We start from the raw sequence: 19,621 nt of genomic DNA on the forward strand, positions 1-19,621 counted from the left end.
GGCGGCTCGAGCCGCCTTTATTTATTTCACCCCCCTTTTTTCGATCAGGGCTTCACGTAGGCGTAGTGGTATTGCGATTGTAGCTTGGATAGTTCCGCCACGCCCGATGGCACAATTTGAGCTTCCGGCAACACTGTCTTGGAATCAATCTTGCGACTGACCAGTGTGTTGTTGCACACATCGAACGTCACACCTTTTTTCTTCAGATCCTGGACAGTGATATCGTAGGGGTTCCCCTTGTCATCTCTTGCGCCTTCAAGCAGGAAGTCGATACCTTTGCCATGGGTGACAATAACGATATGTGCTTGAGGATTGGCATCAAGATGGTTTTTGACGTTTCTCATCGCTGCGCCCGCCACTGTGGAATCGTTCACATGATAAACCACGTTCTCCTGAAATCCAGCCTCAGCCGACTTGCCTCCGGTTGAGGCACAACCCGCAAGGCCAAACAAGCCAGATAGGGCGATCAGCAAGAATAAGTTACGCAAACGTGCCATTATTTGTCTCCTCGATAATTATTATTTTGAATTGGTAAAATTCCATAACTACAAAACTTCTACAGATTGCTTTTCAACTTTAGTACCGTAAATTACGGATGTATATAGTCCAAACGTACTCAATACACTGATTTTATTAGTTTTATGGATAACCAGATCTTGTTGACCGGGTTGACCGGACACAAACAGATCAAAGGAAATTTAATATTTACTGCTGATTTTTTACCAGCCTCTCGAATTCCGGGGCTGGAATCGGCCTATTTACACTCTACTTAAAATAGATCAATGAATATCAGCCACCATCTTAGAATTTACGGTCATGTTCAGGGCGTATTCTTCCGCGAGTCCATGTACCGCAAGGCTCGGCAGCTCGGCATCACCGGCTGGGTCAGAAATCGCAGCGACGGCTCAGTGGAAGCAATGATCCAGGGAGCGCCGGAAGTGGTCAGCGCCATGATCGAATGGGCCAGGAGAGGGCCGGACATGGCGAGGGTAGAAGGAGTGGAAATCAGTGCGGGCAGTGGCGAGTATACCGATTTTGAGAGACTGAATACTGCGTGAAGAGTGGTAAGCAACCGAGTTAGAATAAGGATCTAAGAATACCCAGGTAAGCGACCGCATCCGGCCCACCCTCGGCGGGTGCCCAGGGTGCCTTTTCTGCAGGCTCCAGTGCCTTATAGGGGCCGGCTTTGGCCTCGAAGAAAAGGCTGCCAGACTCCAGGGCCACCAGGGAATGAAACACGCCATGAGGAATGTTCACTCCCACCGCTTCACCTCCCGGAGCCAGAATTGCCGTCCCGGTTACTTTTCCTCCATGATCGAAGAAAACGACACCGAACCGACCCGCGAGCGCGATGATAGACTCATCCTTGCTCGCATCACGGTGGCAATGCGGCGGGATATATGAATCCGGTTCCATTGCATTGAGCAGCCGATGACTCGCCTCTGCCTCTACGGCATGGAAATTAAAATTCTTGCGCCGACGCGGCGCTGCCCGCGCTTCCGACGAAACGCGGTCGAATAATTCACGGTTGATGATCTGCGGAATATTCATGCGAACAATGCTACCCATGCGTGAAAAAAGCAAAAAAAACGCGGTTCACCTAAGTGACCGCGCTTAAAATCCACCAAAAAAGGAGGATGGAGGAGACAACACCGGAACAACTCACAATTGATGAGTAATTCAAGTTATTAGAATTATCTAATATTCTCATTTTCTTTGCAACCATTAATTGAAGAATATTTAATGCACCTAATATTGAATGGCGGAATTCTCACCTCCGATGCAATCAGCCAACGATGCTAGCAGATTGTCCTTGAGCTTCACACGCCAGTCTTCACCCAGTTCCAGCTCGCAGCTCGCCGTGGTGTTGCAATAGCCGATCCGCACCCTGCACCCGGCCTGATCCCGGTAGCCGGACAGAATTTCGCGTAATTTGTCCGTATTGGCGGGCGCCATGCACGACAACCGCAACAGCTTGGCGAAACGCGTACGCGCCCCAGCCAGGTCGAGCAAGCTTTCCGCAATCACACGAAATCCGCCGGAATAATCGTCCTTGCTGATCTTGGCTTCGACGATCAGCAATTGGTCCTCCTTGAGAATATCCTTGTGCGCATCGAACAATTCACTGAACACTGAAACCTCGATGCGCGAAATCCCGTCCTCCAGGGAAATGAATGCCATTTTCCCGCGCCGCGTCATCTGAGTACGAATGGCATAGATCACCCCCGCCAGCCAGACCGGTTGTTGCTGCGGCGCAATGTCGGAAAGCCGGGTCTTGATGAAGCCAGTGAGTTCCGCGCGATACGCATCGTAAGGGTGGCCGCTGAAGTAAAAACCCAGGGCTTTCTTCTCGTTTGTCAGCTGTTCAATCATTGGCCAGGGCTGCGCATCCACCATGGCATCGGGCCGACTTTCCGCACCGCCATCATCCATGGCATCGAACAGGCTGTTCTGGAGAATATCGCGGTTCTCCTGTTCAGCCGCTTCCATCGCCACGCCAACGCTCGCCAGCAGGCTCGCCCGGTTTTCGTTGATGGTGTCGAATGCACCGGCGCGCACCAGGGACTCGATCACGCGGCGGTTGACGGTGCGCTTGTCCACCCGGCGGCAAAAGTCGAACAGGCTGGTGAACGGCCCGTCTTTTTCACGCGTCACGACGATGACGCTGATCGCCGCTTCGCCGGTACCCTTGACGGCGCCAAGACCATAGCGGACCTCGGTCATGGAGACCGGCTCGAAACGGTAGCCGGAGACATTCACATCAGGCGCCAGCACCTTCACCTTGTTGGCCAGGGTGTCCTCGTAGAACACCTTGAGCTGGTCGGTGTTGTCCAGTTCCGAGGACAGCGTCGCCGCCATGAAGGCCGAGGTGTGGTGCGCCTTTAACCAGGCGGTCTGGTAGGAAATCACCGCGTAAGCAGCTGTGTGGGACTTGTTGAAGCCATATTCGGCGAACTTCGCCATCAGATCGAACAGGCTATTGGCGAGCTTCTCCGGGTAATCTTTCTTGAGCGCACCCTCGACGAACAGGCTGCGATGCTTGTCCATCTCCTCCTGCTTCTTCTTACCCATTGCGCGCCGCAGCAAGTCCGCCCCGCCCAAGGTGTAGCCGCCGATGATCTGGGAGATCTGCATCACCTGTTCCTGGTAGACGATCACACCGTAAGTCGGTGCAAGGCAAGGTTGCAGGTCGGGGTGAAAATAGTCGATCGTCTGCTTGCCCTTCTTGCGCAGGATGAAGTCGTCCACCATGCCCGAACCCAATGGCCCTGGCCGGTAGAGTGCGAGCACGGCGATGATGTCCTCGAAACGGTCAGGCTGGAGCTTGGACAACAGCTTCTTCATGCCCTCCGATTCAAGCTGGAACACCGCCGTGGTGTTGGCCTTCCTCAATACCTCATACGCTGCCGGATCGTCGAAATGCTGGGTATCCAGGGGTTGATCGAAGCTCGGGTCGAGCTTCTTGATGTACTTGAGGGCAAGTTCGATGATAGTCAGGTTGCGCAGGCCGAGGAAGTCGAACTTGACCAGGCCGGCAGCCTCCACATCGTCCTTGTCGAACTGGCTGACCACGTTGTCGGCATTGGGCGGCTGGTACAGCGGGCAGAAATCGGTCAGCTTGCCGGGCGCGATCAACACACCACCGGCATGCATGCCGACGTTGCGGGTCAACCCTTCGAGCTTGCGCGCCAGAATAAACAGTTCGCGCACCTCCTCCTCGTTGTCGTAGCGCTCCTTGAGCTGGGGCTCCATCGTCAGCGCCTCGTCCAGCGAATACTGCTTGCCAGGTGCAGCCGGAATCAGCTTGGAAAGCTGGTCGCAGAAGTTGTAAGGCAGATCCAGCACCCGCCCCACGTCGCGCACCACCGCCTTGGCCGCCATGGTGCCGAAAGTGGCGATCTGCGAGACGGCGTCGGCACCGTACTTCTCGCGCACATACTCGATGACCTTATAGCGGGTTTCCTGGCAGAAATCGATATCGAAGTCGGGCATCGACACCCGCTCGGGATTGAGAAAGCGCTCGAACAGCAGGGCATAGCGCAACGGGTCGAGGTCGGTGATGCCGAGACTGTAGGCCACCAGAGAACCCGCACCGGAGCCCCGCCCCGGGCCAACTGGCACACCGTTGTGTTTACCCCAGGTAATGAAGTCGGCCACAATCAGGAAGTAACCGGGGAAACCCATCTGGATGATGGTCCCAAGCTCGATCTTGAGCCTGTCGGTATAGACGGGATACTGCTCCGCCCGCTTCGCCTCGTCGGGATAGAGCTCTTTCATGCGCTCTGCTAGTCCCTCCTCCGCCCGTTGGCACAGGTAGTCGTCCAGGGTCATCCCTTCTGGTACCGGGAACAGTGGCAGTTTGCTATTGCCTAGTTCAACACTGAGATTGCAGCGCTTGGCGATTTCGACACTGTTGGTGAGCGCCTCGGGAATATCAGCGAACAGTTCCGCCATCTCCGCCTGGGTCTTGAAGTACTGCTGCTCGGTAAAGACACGCGGACGCCGCTTGTCCGCCAGCATATAGCCCTCGGAAATACACACCCGCGCCTCGTGGGCCTTGTAGTCGTCGGACGCCAGAAACTCGATCGGGTGGGTCGCTACCACTGGCAAGTGCAATTCCGAAGCCAGTCTTAGTGCGAGCCGCACATGGACATCGGCCTGGGGTAGTCCGGTACGCTGCAACTCGAGGTAAAACGCGCCGGGAAACAGGTGCTGCCACTCGGCTGCGAGTTCCTGTGCCTGCGTGCGGTTGTCCTGCAACAACGCCTGGCCGACATCGCCGAAGTGCGCTCCGGACAGCGCGATCAGGCCATCGCTGCCACCACCCTCGAACCATTCGCGGCGCACTTCCGCCCGACCGCGATGTTGGTTGCTGCGATAGGCGCGCGTGAGCAGATCGCACAGACGCAAGTAACCTTGCCGGTTGCGACACAGCAGAAGCAGGCGATGAGGCTGGTCGCGATTAGCCTCGTTGCTGATCCACACATCGCAGCCGACGATCGGCTTGATACCCTTGCCGCGCGCGGCCTGGTAGAACTTCACCATGCCGAACAGGTTGCTGAGATCTGTCAGCGCCAGCGCCGGCATCCGATCAGCGACGGCGAAGCCGACTGCGTCATTGATGCGCACGATGCCGTCGACAATCGAATACTCGCTGTGCAGTCGGAGGTGGATAAAGGAAGGGGCAAGCATGATGGTATAATTTTACCATGATGATGAAGACCCCCGAACTATTACTCCCCGCCGGCAGCCTGGAAAAGATGCGCTATGCCTTCGCCTATGGCGCGGACGCCGTATATGCCGGCCAGCCCCGCTATTCCCTGCGCGCCCGCAACAACGAATTCGGCCTGGAGGAACTGGAAACGGGCATCGCCGAGGCGCATGCGCTGGGCAAGAAATTTTTTGTCGCCAGCAACCTGACTCCGCACAACGCCAAGCTCAAGACCTATATGGCGGATATGGCACCGGTCATCGCCATGAAGCCGGATGCCCTGATCATGGCCGACCCCGGCCTGATCATGATGGTGCGCGAGGCGTGGCCGGAAATCCCGGTACACCTGTCGGTGCAAGCCAATACCGTCAATTACGCTGCAGTGAAATTCTGGCAAACACTGGGCTTGACGCGGATAATCCTGTCACGCGAAATTTCCCTGGACGAAATCGCCGAGATCCGCCAGCAATGTCCCGACATGGAGCTTGAAGTATTCGTCCATGGCGCCCTGTGCATTGCCTATTCCGGTCGCTGTCTGCTATCGGGCTACTTCAACCACCGTGATGCCAACCAGGGCACCTGCACCAACTCCTGCCGCTGGGACTACAAGGTTCAGGAAGCACAGGAAGACGCAGCGGGCGTGATCCGTGAAACCGAATTCGATTTCAACAAAGCCATGGGCGAATCCGGCCTTACCGCATGCGGCGACCAGCAACGCCACCCACTCGCCGACAAGGTATGGATGATCGAGGAAAGCAAGCGCCCAGACGAACTGATGCCGGTACTCGAGGACGAACACGGCACCTACATCATGAACTCGAAGGACCTGCGCGCAGTGGAGCATGTTGCCCGGCTGGCTGAAATCGGCGTGGATTCCCTGAAAATCGAAGGACGAACAAAATCGTCCTACTACGTGGTGCGCACGGCCCAGATTTACCGCCAGGCGATCGACGATGCCGTTGCGGGTCGCGAATTCAACACAGCACATTTGAGCGCGCTGGAAAACCTCGCCAACCGCGGCTACACTGATGGCTTTTACCAGCGTCACCATACCGTTGAATACCAGAACTATCTCACCGGTCAATCGGAAAGCGTGCGGCAGACGTATGTCGGCGACATCGTCGCCTATGACTCGACCCGAAAAATGGCGAAGGTGGTAGTAAAAAACCGCTTCGCCGTGGGCGACCGGCTGGAACTCATCCATCCCGCCGGCAATCGTGAGATGGTGCTGGAACAAATCCTTAACCAGAAAGGCGCTTCCATAATGGAAGCCCCGGGTAGCGGCTGGGTGGTTCACATCCCGCTCAGCGACAATGTCGACAGAGCGATGCTAGCGAGGTTTATTTAAATTTGGGTGACTTACTCACCACGACAACAATCCAGTAAAGCCTGAGAACGCTGAATAGCCTATAACATGCTAAAAAAAATTGCTGTTAAACATCTCCGGCTGGGAATGCATCTCCATGAACTTTGCGGTTCCTGGATGGAACATCCCTTTTGGCGAACAAAATTCCTCCTCAAGGATCCGAACGACATTCGTCTCATCATCGATAGCGGCATAACGGAAGTCTGGATCGATGTAAAAATTGGCCTCGATGTTGAACAAGGCATCGCGCCCTCTGAAACCGAAACCAAAGAAGAAGTATCTGCCGCGGTCGATAAGGTCCTGATCCAGTCCGCTGCTCGCGACCAACCGGTCAAGCTGGTTTCGATGGCTGAAGAAGTAAAGCGCGCAGCCAAAATATGTGCCAATTCGAAAGAGGCCGTCGTCTCCATGTTTCAGGAAGTGCGCATGGGCAAGGCAATTTCCGCCGAAGCCGCGAACGAACTGGTAGATGAAATTTCCTCCTCAGTAATGCGCAACCCTGGGGCGCTAATCAGTCTCGCACGGCTGAAAACCGCAGACGACTATACCTATATGCACTCAGTTGCCGTCTGCGCCCTGATGGTGTCGTTAGCCCGCCAGCTCAATCTCGACGATAATCAGATCCGTGATGCCGGCATGGCCGGGCTATTGCACGATCTTGGCAAAGCCATGATACCCATGGAAATACTCAACAAACCGGGCAAGCTGACTGATGAAGAATTTGACCTCATCAAGAGCCACCCGACAGAAGGCCATCGCCTGTTAGTCGAGGGGGGTACAGTGGGAGAAATTTCTCTCGACGTCTGCCTGCACCACCATGAAAAGGTTGATGGGCGCGGATATCCGCATCAACTGAAGAACGAGCAGATCAGTCTTTTTGCCAAAATGGGCGCCGTCTGTGATGTCTATGACGCCATTACCTCTAATCGTCCCTACAAGGCTGGCTGGGATCCGGCCGAATCAATCCGCAAAATGACCGAGTGGTGCAACGGCCACTTCGACACGAAAGTCTTTCAGAGTTTCGTCAAGAGCATCGGCATCTACCCCGTCGGATCGCTGGTGCGCCTCTCGTCCGGGCGCCTCGCGGTGGTGACCGAGCAATCAGAAAAATCGCTGCTGACTCCGAACGTCAAAGTTTTCTTCTCAACCAAGGCAAATGCCTACATCCAACCAGAGGTGATCAATCTCTCTCGCCCCGGCACCACCGAAAGGATTGTCAGTCGAGAAGATGCAACGACATGGGGGATAAAGAATCTCGATCAGTTATGGACTGTGTAATTTTCTATGCCAATGCGCGTTACTGGGAATTAGAATATGAAGTTGAGTGAATTGCAACAAGCTCAACCAACAAGCTAGCCGGAATACTCAAGAATAAGCATTCTCCAGAATTGGCAAAAATAATAAGGCCCAGAAATAAAACTGGGCCTTATTAGTACCAACCGCTTCGAATTCCAGCTGCCTTTATCTGCAAAAGATCATGAAGGCTAGACTTCGCCCTCCGGCGTGGCGTAGATCTTGTGTATGCTAATATCAGCACCGTTGAACTCCTCTTCCGGGTCCAGCCGTATCCCCACCAGCTTCTTGAGTAGTCCATAAACCACAAAACTGCCAACCAGAGCGATAGCTATACCCATCAGGGTACCTATCAGTTGCGCGGAAAAACTCACGTTGCCGATGCCTCCCAGCGCCTTGAGACCAAATATCCCTGCAGCGATTCCACCCCATGCGCCGCACAGGCCATGCAAAGGCCAGACACCTAGCACATCGTCAATTTTCCATTTGTTCTGGGTCAGAGTAAACGCCCACACGAATAGCGCACCTGCCACCCCGCCAGTAATCAACGCACCCAATGGGTGCATCAAGTCGGAACCGGCACACACCGCCACCAGACCGGCGAGCGGTCCGTTATGCACGAAGCCAGGGTCATTCCTGCCCACCACCAGCGCGGCAAGAATCCCCCCCACCATCGCCATAAGCGAATTCACCGCCACCAGGCCGCTGACAGCATCTATGGTCTGCGCCGACATAACGTTGAAGCCGAACCAACCCACCGTCAGTATCCACGCACCTAATGCCAAAAATGGAATGCTTGAGGGGGGATGTGCAGCCACCATGCCATCCTTGGAATAGCGACCACGCCGTGCGCCAAGCAACAGCACTGCCGGCAGCGCAATCCAGCCACCCATGGCATGTACCACCACGGAGCCGGCAAAGTCATGGAATTCCGCCCCGAAAGTTCCTTTAAGCCAGTCCTGCACACCGAAGTGATGATTCCATACGATGCCCTCGAAAAAGGGGTAAATAAAACCCACCAAAAGGAAAGTGGCCGCCAGTTGCGGATTGAATCTGGCACGCTCGGCGATGCCACCAGAGACAATTGCTGGAATCGCCGCGGCAAAAGTCAGCAGGAAGAAGAATTTAACCAGATCGTAGCCGCTCTTCTGCGCCAGCACCTCGGCACCGGAAAAGAAATTCACCCCATAAGCGATGCTATAACCGATAAAGAAGTAAGCAATGGTCGATATGGCGAAATCGACCATGATTTTCACCAGGGCGTTAACCTGATTTTTCTTGCGCACCGTACCCAGTTCCAGAAAGGCGAAGCCTGCGTGCATCGCCAGCACCATGATTGCACCCATGAGGATGAACAATACGTCGCTACCAGTCTTGAGATTTTCCATCTTTACTCCAGAAATAAAGTTTCACCCAAAAAAGCAATAATTGGGCCAGTATTGCATGCCTTGTTTCGAAAGGAACTATCCAAACACCGCACATAATTGCGCACCAATCTAGTGCAACCACAAATTAAGCGCCCCTGAATGGTGCCTGTTTGCGTAAGTAAATTGACAACATACCATCATCTGCTAGGTTTAAATAATGAGGAATAAATTTCTTTGCGTTGGTGCCAACATCCGGATATCCGCTGTTTTTCATGCGATGGCATTGTATATTTTTTCCACACTGTTCTGCCTGTCCGGTGCTCATGGCGGCACGGAATCAGACGATCCCATCAGCACACACTCCGTGGTTTACACCCAAGCCAAACGAAATGCTGTTGCAGCACTGAATATCCCTGCTGAGGGGGATAGCGCAAGAGCAGCAGAGCTATCCGAGGAAGATAAGCGTTTTCGGACGCAGGCGCTAATTTGGGGCGGAGCCGGAACCGTTTTAGCCTATGGTGCCACTGTCTGGTGGAAGGAAGGAACTTCCGGCCATTTCCGTACCACCAACGAAGGATGGTTTGGACAGGACACCTATGCCGGGGGGGCGGACAAATTGGGCCATGCCTATTCTACTTATGTGGGAACCCGCCTGCTTGCCAGCGCCTTCGAATGGGCAGGAAACGACCGGGACGACGCTGTCATCCTGTCGGCAGCAACCGTGTTCGGCACAATGCTAGCTGTGGAAACGCTCGATGGCTTCTCGAAACGATACAAGTTCAGCAAGGAAGATTTGATCATGAATACTCTCGGCACCGGGCTGGGTCTATTGTTCGAGAAAAACAAACGCCTTGACGACCTGTTCGATTTCCGCCTTCATTACTGGCCTTCCGGCGATGCGAAACGGCTCAATCAGGTCGGACCGGTCGGAGACTATTCGGGACAAACCTACTTGCTTGTTGCCAAGGCAACCGGCATACCGCAACTGAAAAACCATGATGTGCTGCGCTACTTCGAGTTAGTGGCGGGTTACGGTTCACGAGGCTTCGAACCCAACGACGGAGTGCCAGCACCTGACCGAAGCCGGCACATCTACTTCGGCATTTCACTGAATATTTCGGAGATCTTAAGGAACACGGTATTTCGCGATGCCAAAGAAAAAAACCTCAACCGGCAGGTCACCGATACTGTCCTGGAGTATGTTCAGGTTCCCGGTACCGCTGTACTGGCCGACCACCGGCTTTAACCGCTATTTGGAATCGATATCCAACCCGAAGCGGTGGGTATGGTTGATGACGTTGAGTAGCAGCTTGAATGGAATGCTCGGGCCGAACCTCTTGACGATCGCCATATATGGCAGATCAGGCCCGTTGGGGTCGAACTGGTAGCGCCCGGAAGTCATATCGTCAAACATCTGGCGCAATTCCTTGTCCATCGCATCCACCCAGGGCAGGATCATGGTCTTGCGCTCTTCGTCATCCTCGACGATGGCGCGTAGCTCATCCACTTCATAAACCGCCTGGTGAACCAGGTCGATGTATTCATCTAAAGTTTTAGGATTTTTCATAATGCCTCCTTGTCCTGCGGCACCAAAAGTAGGCGCCTCTAGGCGAAACGATTAGGGGCGACCCGCAGGCCGCCCCCCAAGTTGCTGCCATCAAGATGGTTATTCTTTACTTCTTGTTGGCAATTTCCTCTAGCTTGGTCGCACGAACCAGCTGGCCGTCCAGCGCAGCTTCCTGCGCGCTACCGCCGTAAGCGACAGTGATCAACTGAGAATAATACATCACCGGGATGTTGAACTTGGTACCGAAGCGCTTGTTCACTTCACCCTGGTAGATCTCAACGTTGGCCTGGCACAGCGGGCATGGTGTGACGATCATCTCAGCACCATGATCGTAAGCAGATTCGATAATATCCTTGATCTGTTTCTGGCTTTTCTCCGGCTCGGAGAAGGCCAATGCACCGCCGCAGCAGGTCACTTTCTGGTCGTAAGATACCGCTTCACCACCCATCGCCTCGATCAGGTTATCGAGATACACGGGATTTTCAAATGATTCACCGGCAAGACCGAAAGGGCGATTAGTCTGACAGCCGACGTAACCGGCGAATTTGATGCCCTGCAGCGGGTTCTTTACACCCTTCTTCAGTTCATCGAAACCGAAATCCTCAACCAGCACCTCCGCCATATGGCGTGCCGCCTGATTGCCTTTATAGGTCAGTCCCGCCTCGTTCAGAGCCGTGTTGGCATCAGCCAGCGTCTGCGAACTGTGAGCCAGGCGCTCCTTGGATTCACGAGTGGAAAGCCAGCACGCAGCACAGGTTGCGACCAGATCCATGCCCGGGTTGTGCTGTTCGGACAGTGCCATATTGCGGGCAGACAGCGTGATGCGCGGCAACTCGCCACCTTCGGCATAGCCGATAGATGCACCGCAACAATTCCAGTCCGGAATTTCTTTCAGTTCGATGTCCAAGTATTTGCACATCGAATTTGTCGACTTCAGGTAGTTGTCTGAGGACGCCTTGGTTTGTGACGAGCAACCGGGGTAAAACGAGTATGTCTTTTTAGCCATCATTGACTCCTTAGGCGAAATTCTTGCGACGGTCTTCTATTTCCTTCGCTTTCTTCAGCATGGCATGGAAGCCGGTCTTATCCTTAACGCCGTGTCCACCAAACAATTCCATCGGGTTCAGGCGCTTCGCCTTTACCATTCCCAGGCCAACGCTCTGCATCGCCATGGCGTTCTTGACGCCCTGAGCAAAACCATCCTTGAAATAAATTCCAAGAGAAAGTTTCAGCTCGTTGACGCGGCCAGTCTGTGCCAGGTTGTTCCAGAACAGGGTGGCGAATTGCTGCGTCGGCTGGTTCTTCGGCGAAAGTCCCAGACGGTGAGCATAGTTAGCCAAACCGTGCATGATGTGGGTGATCGGCAGCTTGCGCGGGCAACGCACGACGCAGTTGTAGCAGGAAGTGCACATCCACATCGAATCGGATCTCAGAACTTCCTCGCGCTTGCCGGCGCGGATCATCATGAAAATTTCCTGTGGCGGATGTGCCCAGTGCGGGCCGAGCGGACACGAGCCGGCACACACGCCGCACTGCATGCACATTTTTACCCATTCACCTTCCTCGACCATTTCCTCAACTTCCTTGAGGAAATTATTATGATATTTTTCGCTCATTTGCCGCCTCCTAGAATCCCTTTAACGGGCTCATGCCGATTTCCTGGATCTTCGCCGCGTAATCGTTGATCAGCTGCGGCACGCGCTCGATGTCGGTAATTGCGACCTCGAAGGTGGCAACCCGATCTTCTTCCAGCCCCATTTGCTTGAGCGTGTCACCGATCTTGCTCATGCGGTAGCTGGCAAGCTCCGAGCCCTTGACAAAATGGCACTGGTAATCATCGCCATGCTTGCAACCCATCATCATCACACCGTCATAGCCGCTGCTCAGCGCATCGTTGATCCAGATGGTGTTGACAGAACCCAGACAACGAACCGGAATGATACGCACGTACGCACTGTAAACGTTGCGGTTCATCGCCGCCATGTCGAGCGCAGGATAAGCGTCGTTTTCGCAGGCCAGAATAAGAATGCGCGGCTTCTCGGAAAACTCGTCAGGAACGTCAACCGCTTTCAGCTGCGAGCCGACGGTATCAATCGAGTAGTTCTCGAAAGAGATCACGCGCACTGGACAGGCGCCCATACAGGTGCCGCAACGGCGGCAACGGGATTCATTGAACACCGGGAAGCGTTTCTCATCTTCGTCGATGGCACCGAATGGGCATTCCACTGTACAGCGCTTGCACTGGGTGCAGCCCTCGAGACGCACTTTCGGAAAGCTCAAATCGCCCGAACGCGGATGCGCGGCACGGCCCAGACCGGCATTCTCGACCGCCTGGATTGCCTTCATCGCAGCGCCTGTGGCGTCTTCCATCGCCTGCACCATGTCCATCGGACGGCGCACCGGGCCGGCGGAATAAATGCCGGTACGGCGAGTTTCGTAAGGGAAACAGATAAAGTGCGAATCGGTAAAGCCATACTTCAGCTGCGGCACGTCAGGCCCCTGACGATAGGTCAGGTTGAGCACGGAAATCGGCTGAACGGCACCTTCGGCCTGGGAGGCATTGTAAGCTTCCAGCAGGGAGTTATCACCAGCTGCAGCGGCAATGTCTGCTTTCAGCTTGGTGTCAATATCAACGCCGGAATTCGGCACCTGACCGGTGGCCAATACCACTAGGTCGGCATTGTCGATGGCGGTCTGATCGTTGAGGATCAAGTCGTGGAAATTCACCTTACACTGGTTGCCAGCGGCTTCAACGCTGGAAACTTTGCCCTTGGTAAAAGTCACGCCCTTGTTCTGGCCGCTGCGGTAGAAATCTTCACCATTGCCGGGCATGCGCAGATCGGTGTAAATCACTACCGTATCGATGTCAGGATTGGAATCCTTGAAATACATCGCCTGCTTGACCGAGGTCGAGCAGCAGGAACCAGAGCAGTAAGGTAAATGTTTGCCGGTATCGTCCCGCTGACCGGCGCACTGGACGAATACCACGGTCTTCACTTCGCCGCCGTCCGAGGGGCGCTTGATCACGCCACCGTTGGCCGCCTTGGCAAGCGCTTCCAGTCCGGCCTGATCGACAACGTTCGCGGACTTGCCATAGCCGAGTTCGGGAAGGTTATTGGCGTCGTACAGCGAGAAACCGGTGGCCTGAATAATGGCACCAACTTTCTCGGTCGCGGTAGAACCAGACTCAGTGCTGATCTCGATTTCAAATTGTCCCGGGGAGCCGGAGGTCTTGCTGGTGATGGCGTTGAGGTAGACCTTGATATTGGCGTCGGCTGTTATCGCCGCGTCCATATCCGCCACTGGCGTATCTTGCGGCTCAGCATACGGCGACTTGCCCGGCGAACGCTTGTGCAACTTGGCCGCCCAACCGCCGAGGGCGCCGGATTTCTCCACTAGCACCACCTTGTAGCCAGCTTTGGAAGCCTCCAGAGCAGCGGTCATACCGGAAACACCACCGCCCACCACCAGTACGGTACGCTCGGTAACGGCTGCCGGATTACCCTCAGGCAGGGTCATTTTCTTCACTTCGGCGCAGCCCATGCGGATGTAGTCTTCCGCCATTTCCTGCGTGGTCTCGCGCGCTTCGTCGGTCTCAGGCTGGCACCAGATCACGCCTTCGCGCAAATTGGCGCGTGACACAGCGACATCGGTGAAGCCGAAAGCCTCGGTTTTGGCGCGACGTGAACAGGCGCCGATCATGACATGGGTAACGGCTTCGTTGGCAATGTCATCGCGGATCATCTTGACGCCTTCAGCGTTGCACAGGAACTCATGCTCCCTGACCAGCGCGGCCTTACCTTCTTTTTTAGCCACACCGGCCAATGCGGCCGTATCCAGGCGATCGCCCAAACCACACCCCTGGCAAATGTAGGCTGCTACTTTCATATCTGCCATTTAATTAACCCTCCACTCTGGCAACACGGTTAACCACCTGAATTGCGCGCAAAGCGCTCGCAGTGGCGCTCTGCACCGCACGGTTCACATCTAACGGATTGGATGCGCAACCCGCGCCGAAGAAAGCGTGGTTGGCCGGATCAGCCTCGATGAAACCACTCGAATCGGATACGATTTCCGCCGGGAGGTTGGCGCCCGTGACGGATGGCTCCATACCCACCGCCAGAACAACCAGGTCGTGAGGAGTGGCATAGCGGTGATAACCCTCGGTATTCACACCGTGCAGAATCACGTCGCCGGTTTTCTCATCTTGTGTGACTTTAGCGACCTTGGACTTGATGAAGCTGACAGTCGGGTCCTTCAGCACTTTCTGGTAGAAGTCCTCGAAACGGTCTATCGCCCGGATATCGATGTAATAAATGGTGGACTTGCCGGCATCACCGTAGGCTTCACGCACGTAATTAGTCTGTTTCAGCGAGGCCATGCAGCAGATACGCGAGCAGTGACGCAGATGGTTCTCGTCACGCGAACCGGCGCATTGGATGAAGGCGATGTTTTTCGCCTCCTTACCATCTGAGGGCCGCAGTATCTTGCCCTTGGTCGGACCATGAATATCGGCCAGGCGCTCGAACTCGACGCTGGTGATGACATTCGAGAAACGGCCATAGCCATAGGGTTGAATTTTCGCCGCATCGTAAGGCTTCCAACCGGTCGCCCAGATTACCGCCCCGGCCTTGAACTGGACGGTCTCTTCTTTCATGTCGAGATCGATCGCGCCATATTTGCAGGCGGCTTTGGCCTTGTCGGCATCGGCAGTACCGATAATCGACGGGTCAAGCACATAGCGCTGCGGATAGGCCATTTTATGAGGCAGATAAGCCGCCTTGATCTTGCCAAGGTTGTAATTAAACGCGTCCAGCACTTCGGCATCTACCGCCTTGGAGCATTCGCCGCAAGCGGTACAGTTTTCGTTGACGTAGCGCGGAGCCAGCTTGACGGTGGCACTGTAATCACCTTCACCGCCAGTGATCGCCGTCACTTCAGCCATGGTCAGCACTCGGATGCGCGGATTCTGTTTGAGACGACGCAAGTTGATTTCCAGACCGCAGGTCGGGTGGCACAGCTTGGGGAAATAGCGATAAAGCTGGGAAACACGACCGCCAAGGGCGGGGTTCTTTTCCACCAGCACCACATTCTTGCCGCACTCGGCCGCCTCTAGGGCGGCTGTCATACCGCTGATGCCACCACCGACGACCAGAATGGTCTGATTGGTTGCAATAACGTCCGTCATCAGGTTACCTCCATCACGGATAAACAGGTTCGGCGACCATGTGCGCCTACACCGGTTGAAGCATTTAATTGGAATTCTTGACCGGACACAATCTTACTCCCAATTGGAGAGCCAATCCACAGCGCCGCTCACAAGAATAAATTGAATTTTCTTATGTTTAAATAGATTAAATCAATGTCAGACCGGAACTGGAAGAACTTCGAAGGTCATCAGCTCCAGGTCACCTATCACATAGGTAGGCGGCTTCCCTACTCCGCCGACCGTTCCCGGATTCACCATCCAGGTCTTTCCACCGCGGATATTCTCCACCTGTTCAATCGCGGAGCGATGGTCATGACCGCAGCAGACCATGTCCCACTCACCGGTACAGGCCAAGGCACGGGCATAATGCGGATAATGCACGATGAAAATGGCGCGGCCATGCAGGGTGATTCCCGCATCCTGGCCATAGAAGTGGATCAGATTTCCCGACTCGTGTGCCATGCGAGACAGGGTATACAGGTCGCCGGTGTTATTGCCGTAAATTACGTGTGCCGGCATGTCCAGCTTCTTGAACACGCTCAACGTATTGGCCGCAACAACGTCACCACAATGCAGCGCAGCAACGGCGCCACGCGCCTTGGCATCCTGCACGGCGGATGCCAGTAGCGTGCGGTTATCGTGACTATCGGAAAGTATGCAGATTTTCATGATTTTCGTGAGGAGCAAGGATAGAGAGAAGAGAAGGGTAAGGAGAAAAGGTCAAAGGCACATCTAACGCCTCACCCCTCCCGCCTCACGGATTTTAGAACATCGGCTTGACAGCTGCTTCCTGATACCGCTTAACGCCGGCCAGGATCTCGGTCTTGGTCTCCTCCGCACCAACCCATCCCTCCACCTTGACCCACTTGCCTGCTTCCAGATCTTTGTAGTGCTCGAAGAAGTGGCTGATCTGTGACAGCGTCAGTTCCGGCAAGTCACGCGGCGACTCGATGTTGCGATAAAGATTGCACAACTTGTCGATCGGCACTGCCAGCAGCTTGGCATCCTCGCCAGCCTCGTCTGTCATCTTGAGCATGCCTATCGGGCGACAACGCACCACCACGCCGGTAATCAGCGGCACCGGCGTAATCACCAGCACGTCTACCGGGTCGCCGTCATCAGACAAGGTATGAGGGATGTAGCCGTAGTTGCAAGGATAATGCATGGCTGTGGACATGAAACGATCCACAAACATGGCACCGGTATCCTTGTCTACTTCGTACTTGATCGGGTCGCCGTGCATCGGAATTTCGATGATGACATTAAAATCGTTCGGTAGATCGCGTCCGGAACTGACTCGGTCAAGATTCATCTGGCTAACCTCAAAAAATAAAGCCGGCATTATACCGGCTTTATTTACAGCTACCTAACGGGCCTACTGGCCCGATTCAGGATTACAGCAGAGGCACAATCATCAGCGCAACAATGTTGATGATCTTGATCAACGGATTGACAGCAGGGCCGGCAGTATCCTTATAGGGATCACCAACGGTGTCGCCAGTAACCGCCGCTTTGTGGGCTTCGGAACCTTTACCGCCAAAGTTGCCTTCTTCGATATACTTCTTGGCGTTATCCCAAGCACCACCGCCGGTGGTCATGGAAATAGCTACGAAGATACCGGTAACGATGGTACCGACCAGCACGCCACCCAGTGCTTGCGCACCCAGGGTCAGACCGACGATCACAGGAACCGCAACAGGCAACAACGAAGGAATAAGCATTTCCTTGATCGCAGCCTTGGTCAACATGTCGACGCAGGTACCATATTCTGGTTTGCCGGTACCTTCCATGATGCCCGGGATTTCCTTGAACTGACGACGAACCTCAACCACCACCGAACCCGCAGCACGGCCTACCGCTTCCATGCCCATGGCTGCAAACAGGTAAGGCACCATACCACCAATGAACAGACCGATAATCACCATGTGGTTGGACAAGTCGAAGGTCAAGCCTGGATGGTTGGTGGCTAGCGCATGCGTATAGTCAGCGAACAACACCAGCGCAGCCAGACCAGCAGAACCAATGGCGTAGCCTTTGGTCACCGCTTTGGTGGTGTTACCCACAGCGTCGAGCGGATCAGTGATATTACGAATGGCTTCAGGCAAGCCTGCCATTTCAGCGATACCGCCAGCGTTATCGGTAATCGGACCGTAAGCGTCAAGTGCCACGATGATACCGGCCATGGACAGCATCGAGGTCGCGGCAATAGCAATCCCGTAAAGTCCCGCGAAAGCAAAAGCGCCCCAAATTGCCAGACACACTGCAAGTACAGGAGCTGCGGTCGATTTCATCGAAACACCCAAACCGGCAATCACGTTTGTGCCATGACCGGTCGTAGAAGCTTCGGCAATGTGGCGCACCGGGCTGAACTCGGTTGCAGTGTAGTACTCGGTGATCCACACCAATGCAGCGGTCAGCAGCAGACCAATGACAGCGGAACCATACAGCGCGTTAACCGAATACACACCATTATCACCCATCATCATGGAAGTGATCGGGTAGAACGCAATCAGCGCCAGCACAGCGGAAACAGCCAGTCCGCGATACAGGGCGTTCATGATCTTGCCACCTTCACGCGCCGTAACAAAGAAAGTACCAATGATGGAAGCGATGATCGAGAAGCCACCCATCACCAACGGGTAAATCACCGCATTAGGAGAACTAGTCATCAACAAGCCGCCCAGAATCATAGTGGCGATAATGGTTACAGCGTAGGTTTCGAACAGGTCAGCGGCCATACCAGCACAGTCGCCCACGTTGTCACCCACGTTATCTGCAATAACAGCCGGGTTGCGTGGATCATCTTCAGGAATCCCGGCTTCGACTTTGCCGACCAGGTCAGCGCCAACGTCAGCGCCCTTGGTGAATATACCGCCGCCAAGACGGGCGAAGATGGAAATCAGCGAACCACCGAAGGCCAGTCCGACCAAAGCATGAGTCGCTTGAGTGGTGGTCTCGCCCAGTCCCATGGTAAGAACTGCGTAGTAACCTGCCACACCGAGGAGACCCAGGCCAACCACCAGCATGCCGGTGATCGCACCACCCTTGAAAGCCACATTCAAGGCAGCGTTGAGGCCATCCTTGGCGGCTTCAGCGGTACGGATATTGGCACGAACAGATACGTTCATGCCGATATAGCCGGTCAGACCGGAAAGAAAAGCGCCGAGAGCAAAACCAACCGCAGTTTGCCAATCCAGGGCAGCATAAATTGCCACCAGCAGAATCACGCCAACAACAGCGATCGTAGTGTATTGCCGATTAAGATAGGCTGAAGCCCCTTCCTGCACTGCAGCGGCGATTTCTCGCATGCGATCGTTGCCTGTCGGCAAGCCCAAAATCCACTTAATCGAAACCGCTCCATATAGAAGCGCCGCAATTGCACATAACAGTGCAAACCCCAGACCACCTGACATAATTACTCTCCCCAAGTTAAGCCGGCCGATCAGGGCCGGCCAATCGCCCTAAAGCCAAACATCCCAACACCCAAACCCAAAAACACCCACAAAAACTGATCTACATCAAATAACATTCATCCAGGAATCAGCTTTTTGTCCGGAATAATCCCGCAAAATGCGTTCGATCATCTACGCACTCGGGAATGAACCTG

Annotated in this window: 16 protein-coding genes; 4 read left to right on the plus strand and 12 right to left on the minus strand. The window is 54.7% G+C overall.

The window, feature by feature from the left end; translation table 11 throughout:
- Positions 1–44: 44 nt before the first annotated feature.
- The gene (locus SCD_RS09260; protein ID WP_009204875.1) at positions 45–497 is read right to left on the minus strand and encodes a DsrE family protein; all 453 of its coding nucleotides are present in this window, start codon (positions 495–497) and stop codon (positions 45–47) included.
- Between the two features lie 285 nt (positions 498–782).
- Here SCD_RS09260 and SCD_RS09265 point away from each other — a divergent pair, with 285 nt between their 5' ends.
- Complete coding sequence (locus tag SCD_RS09265; protein ID WP_009204876.1) at positions 783–1,058, plus strand: acylphosphatase; 276 nt, start codon at positions 783–785, stop codon at positions 1,056–1,058.
- 19 nt (positions 1,059–1,077) lie between these two features.
- Here the strand turns inward: SCD_RS09265 and SCD_RS09270 are convergent, their stop codons facing one another.
- Positions 1,078–1,551: a WbuC family cupin fold metalloprotein gene (locus tag SCD_RS09270; protein ID WP_023506927.1), complete on the minus strand. Its 474-nt coding sequence runs from the start codon at positions 1,549–1,551 to the stop codon at positions 1,078–1,080.
- A gap of 198 nt (positions 1,552–1,749) precedes the next feature.
- Positions 1,750–5,193, minus strand: a complete 3,444-nt coding sequence (gene dnaE / locus SCD_RS09275; protein ID WP_009204878.1) for a DNA polymerase III subunit alpha — start codon at positions 5,191–5,193, stop codon at positions 1,750–1,752.
- A gap of 20 nt (positions 5,194–5,213) precedes the next feature.
- Between dnaE and trhP the strand changes: the two genes are divergently transcribed.
- Positions 5,214–6,560: a prephenate-dependent tRNA uridine(34) hydroxylase TrhP gene (trhP, locus tag SCD_RS09280; RefSeq protein WP_041673925.1), complete on the plus strand. Its 1,347-nt coding sequence runs from the start codon at positions 5,214–5,216 to the stop codon at positions 6,558–6,560.
- A 66-nt stretch (positions 6,561–6,626) separates the two neighbouring features.
- Entirely contained in the window at positions 6,627–7,856 is a 1,230-nt protein-coding gene (locus SCD_RS09285) for an HD-GYP domain-containing protein (protein ID WP_009204880.1), read from the plus strand.
- 206 nt (positions 7,857–8,062) lie between these two features.
- Here SCD_RS09285 and SCD_RS09290 read toward each other — a convergent pair whose 3' ends face one another.
- Entirely contained in the window at positions 8,063–9,259 is a 1,197-nt protein-coding gene (locus tag SCD_RS09290) for an ammonium transporter (RefSeq protein ID WP_009204881.1), read from the minus strand.
- A gap of 196 nt (positions 9,260–9,455) precedes the next feature.
- On the opposite strand from SCD_RS09290, the gene SCD_RS09295 reads away from it, so the two are divergent.
- Positions 9,456–10,484, plus strand: coding sequence for a DUF2279 domain-containing protein (locus tag SCD_RS09295; protein WP_084607493.1), 1,029 nt, complete (start codon positions 9,456–9,458; stop codon positions 10,482–10,484).
- A gap of 3 nt (positions 10,485–10,487) precedes the next feature.
- On the opposite strand, the gene SCD_RS09300 is transcribed toward SCD_RS09295, so the two are convergent.
- The 8 genes from SCD_RS09300 to SCD_RS09335 all read right to left on the minus strand — a co-directional run bounded on the left by SCD_RS09300 (position 10,488) and on the right by SCD_RS09335 (position 19,427).
- Entirely contained in the window at positions 10,488–10,805 is a 318-nt protein-coding gene (locus tag SCD_RS09300) for a hypothetical protein (RefSeq protein WP_009204884.1), read from the minus strand.
- 106 nt (positions 10,806–10,911) lie between these two features.
- Positions 10,912–11,814: a CoB--CoM heterodisulfide reductase iron-sulfur subunit B family protein gene (locus SCD_RS09305; RefSeq protein WP_332370301.1), complete on the minus strand. Its 903-nt coding sequence runs from the start codon at positions 11,812–11,814 to the stop codon at positions 10,912–10,914.
- A gap of 7 nt (positions 11,815–11,821) precedes the next feature.
- Positions 11,822–12,421 (minus strand): 4Fe-4S dicluster domain-containing protein, encoded by a 600-nt coding sequence (locus tag SCD_RS09310; RefSeq protein ID WP_009204886.1) that lies wholly within the window; start codon positions 12,419–12,421, stop codon positions 11,822–11,824.
- A 10-nt stretch (positions 12,422–12,431) separates the two neighbouring features.
- Entirely contained in the window at positions 12,432–14,702 is a 2,271-nt protein-coding gene (locus tag SCD_RS09315) for an FAD-dependent oxidoreductase (protein WP_009204887.1), read from the minus strand.
- Positions 14,703–14,706: 4 nt separating this feature from the next.
- On the minus strand, positions 14,707–15,993 hold the full coding sequence (locus SCD_RS09320) for a CoB--CoM heterodisulfide reductase iron-sulfur subunit A family protein (protein ID WP_009204888.1): 1,287 nt from the start codon (positions 15,991–15,993) through the stop codon (positions 14,707–14,709).
- A gap of 177 nt (positions 15,994–16,170) precedes the next feature.
- The gene (locus SCD_RS09325) at positions 16,171–16,683 is read right to left on the minus strand and encodes a metallophosphoesterase family protein (RefSeq protein WP_009204889.1); all 513 of its coding nucleotides are present in this window, start codon (positions 16,681–16,683) and stop codon (positions 16,171–16,173) included.
- Positions 16,684–16,777: 94 nt separating this feature from the next.
- Complete coding sequence (ppa, locus tag SCD_RS09330; protein ID WP_023506929.1) at positions 16,778–17,326, minus strand: inorganic diphosphatase; 549 nt, start codon at positions 17,324–17,326, stop codon at positions 16,778–16,780.
- Between the two features lie 82 nt (positions 17,327–17,408).
- Positions 17,409–19,427, minus strand: coding sequence for a sodium-translocating pyrophosphatase (locus SCD_RS09335; RefSeq protein ID WP_041673424.1), 2,019 nt, complete (start codon positions 19,425–19,427; stop codon positions 17,409–17,411).
- Between the last annotated feature and the right edge of the window lie 194 nt (positions 19,428–19,621).

Origin of the sequence: Sulfuricella denitrificans skB26 (genome assembly GCF_000297055.2) — a bacterium.
Classification (GTDB): domain Bacteria; phylum Pseudomonadota; class Gammaproteobacteria; order Burkholderiales; family Sulfuricellaceae; genus Sulfuricella; species Sulfuricella denitrificans.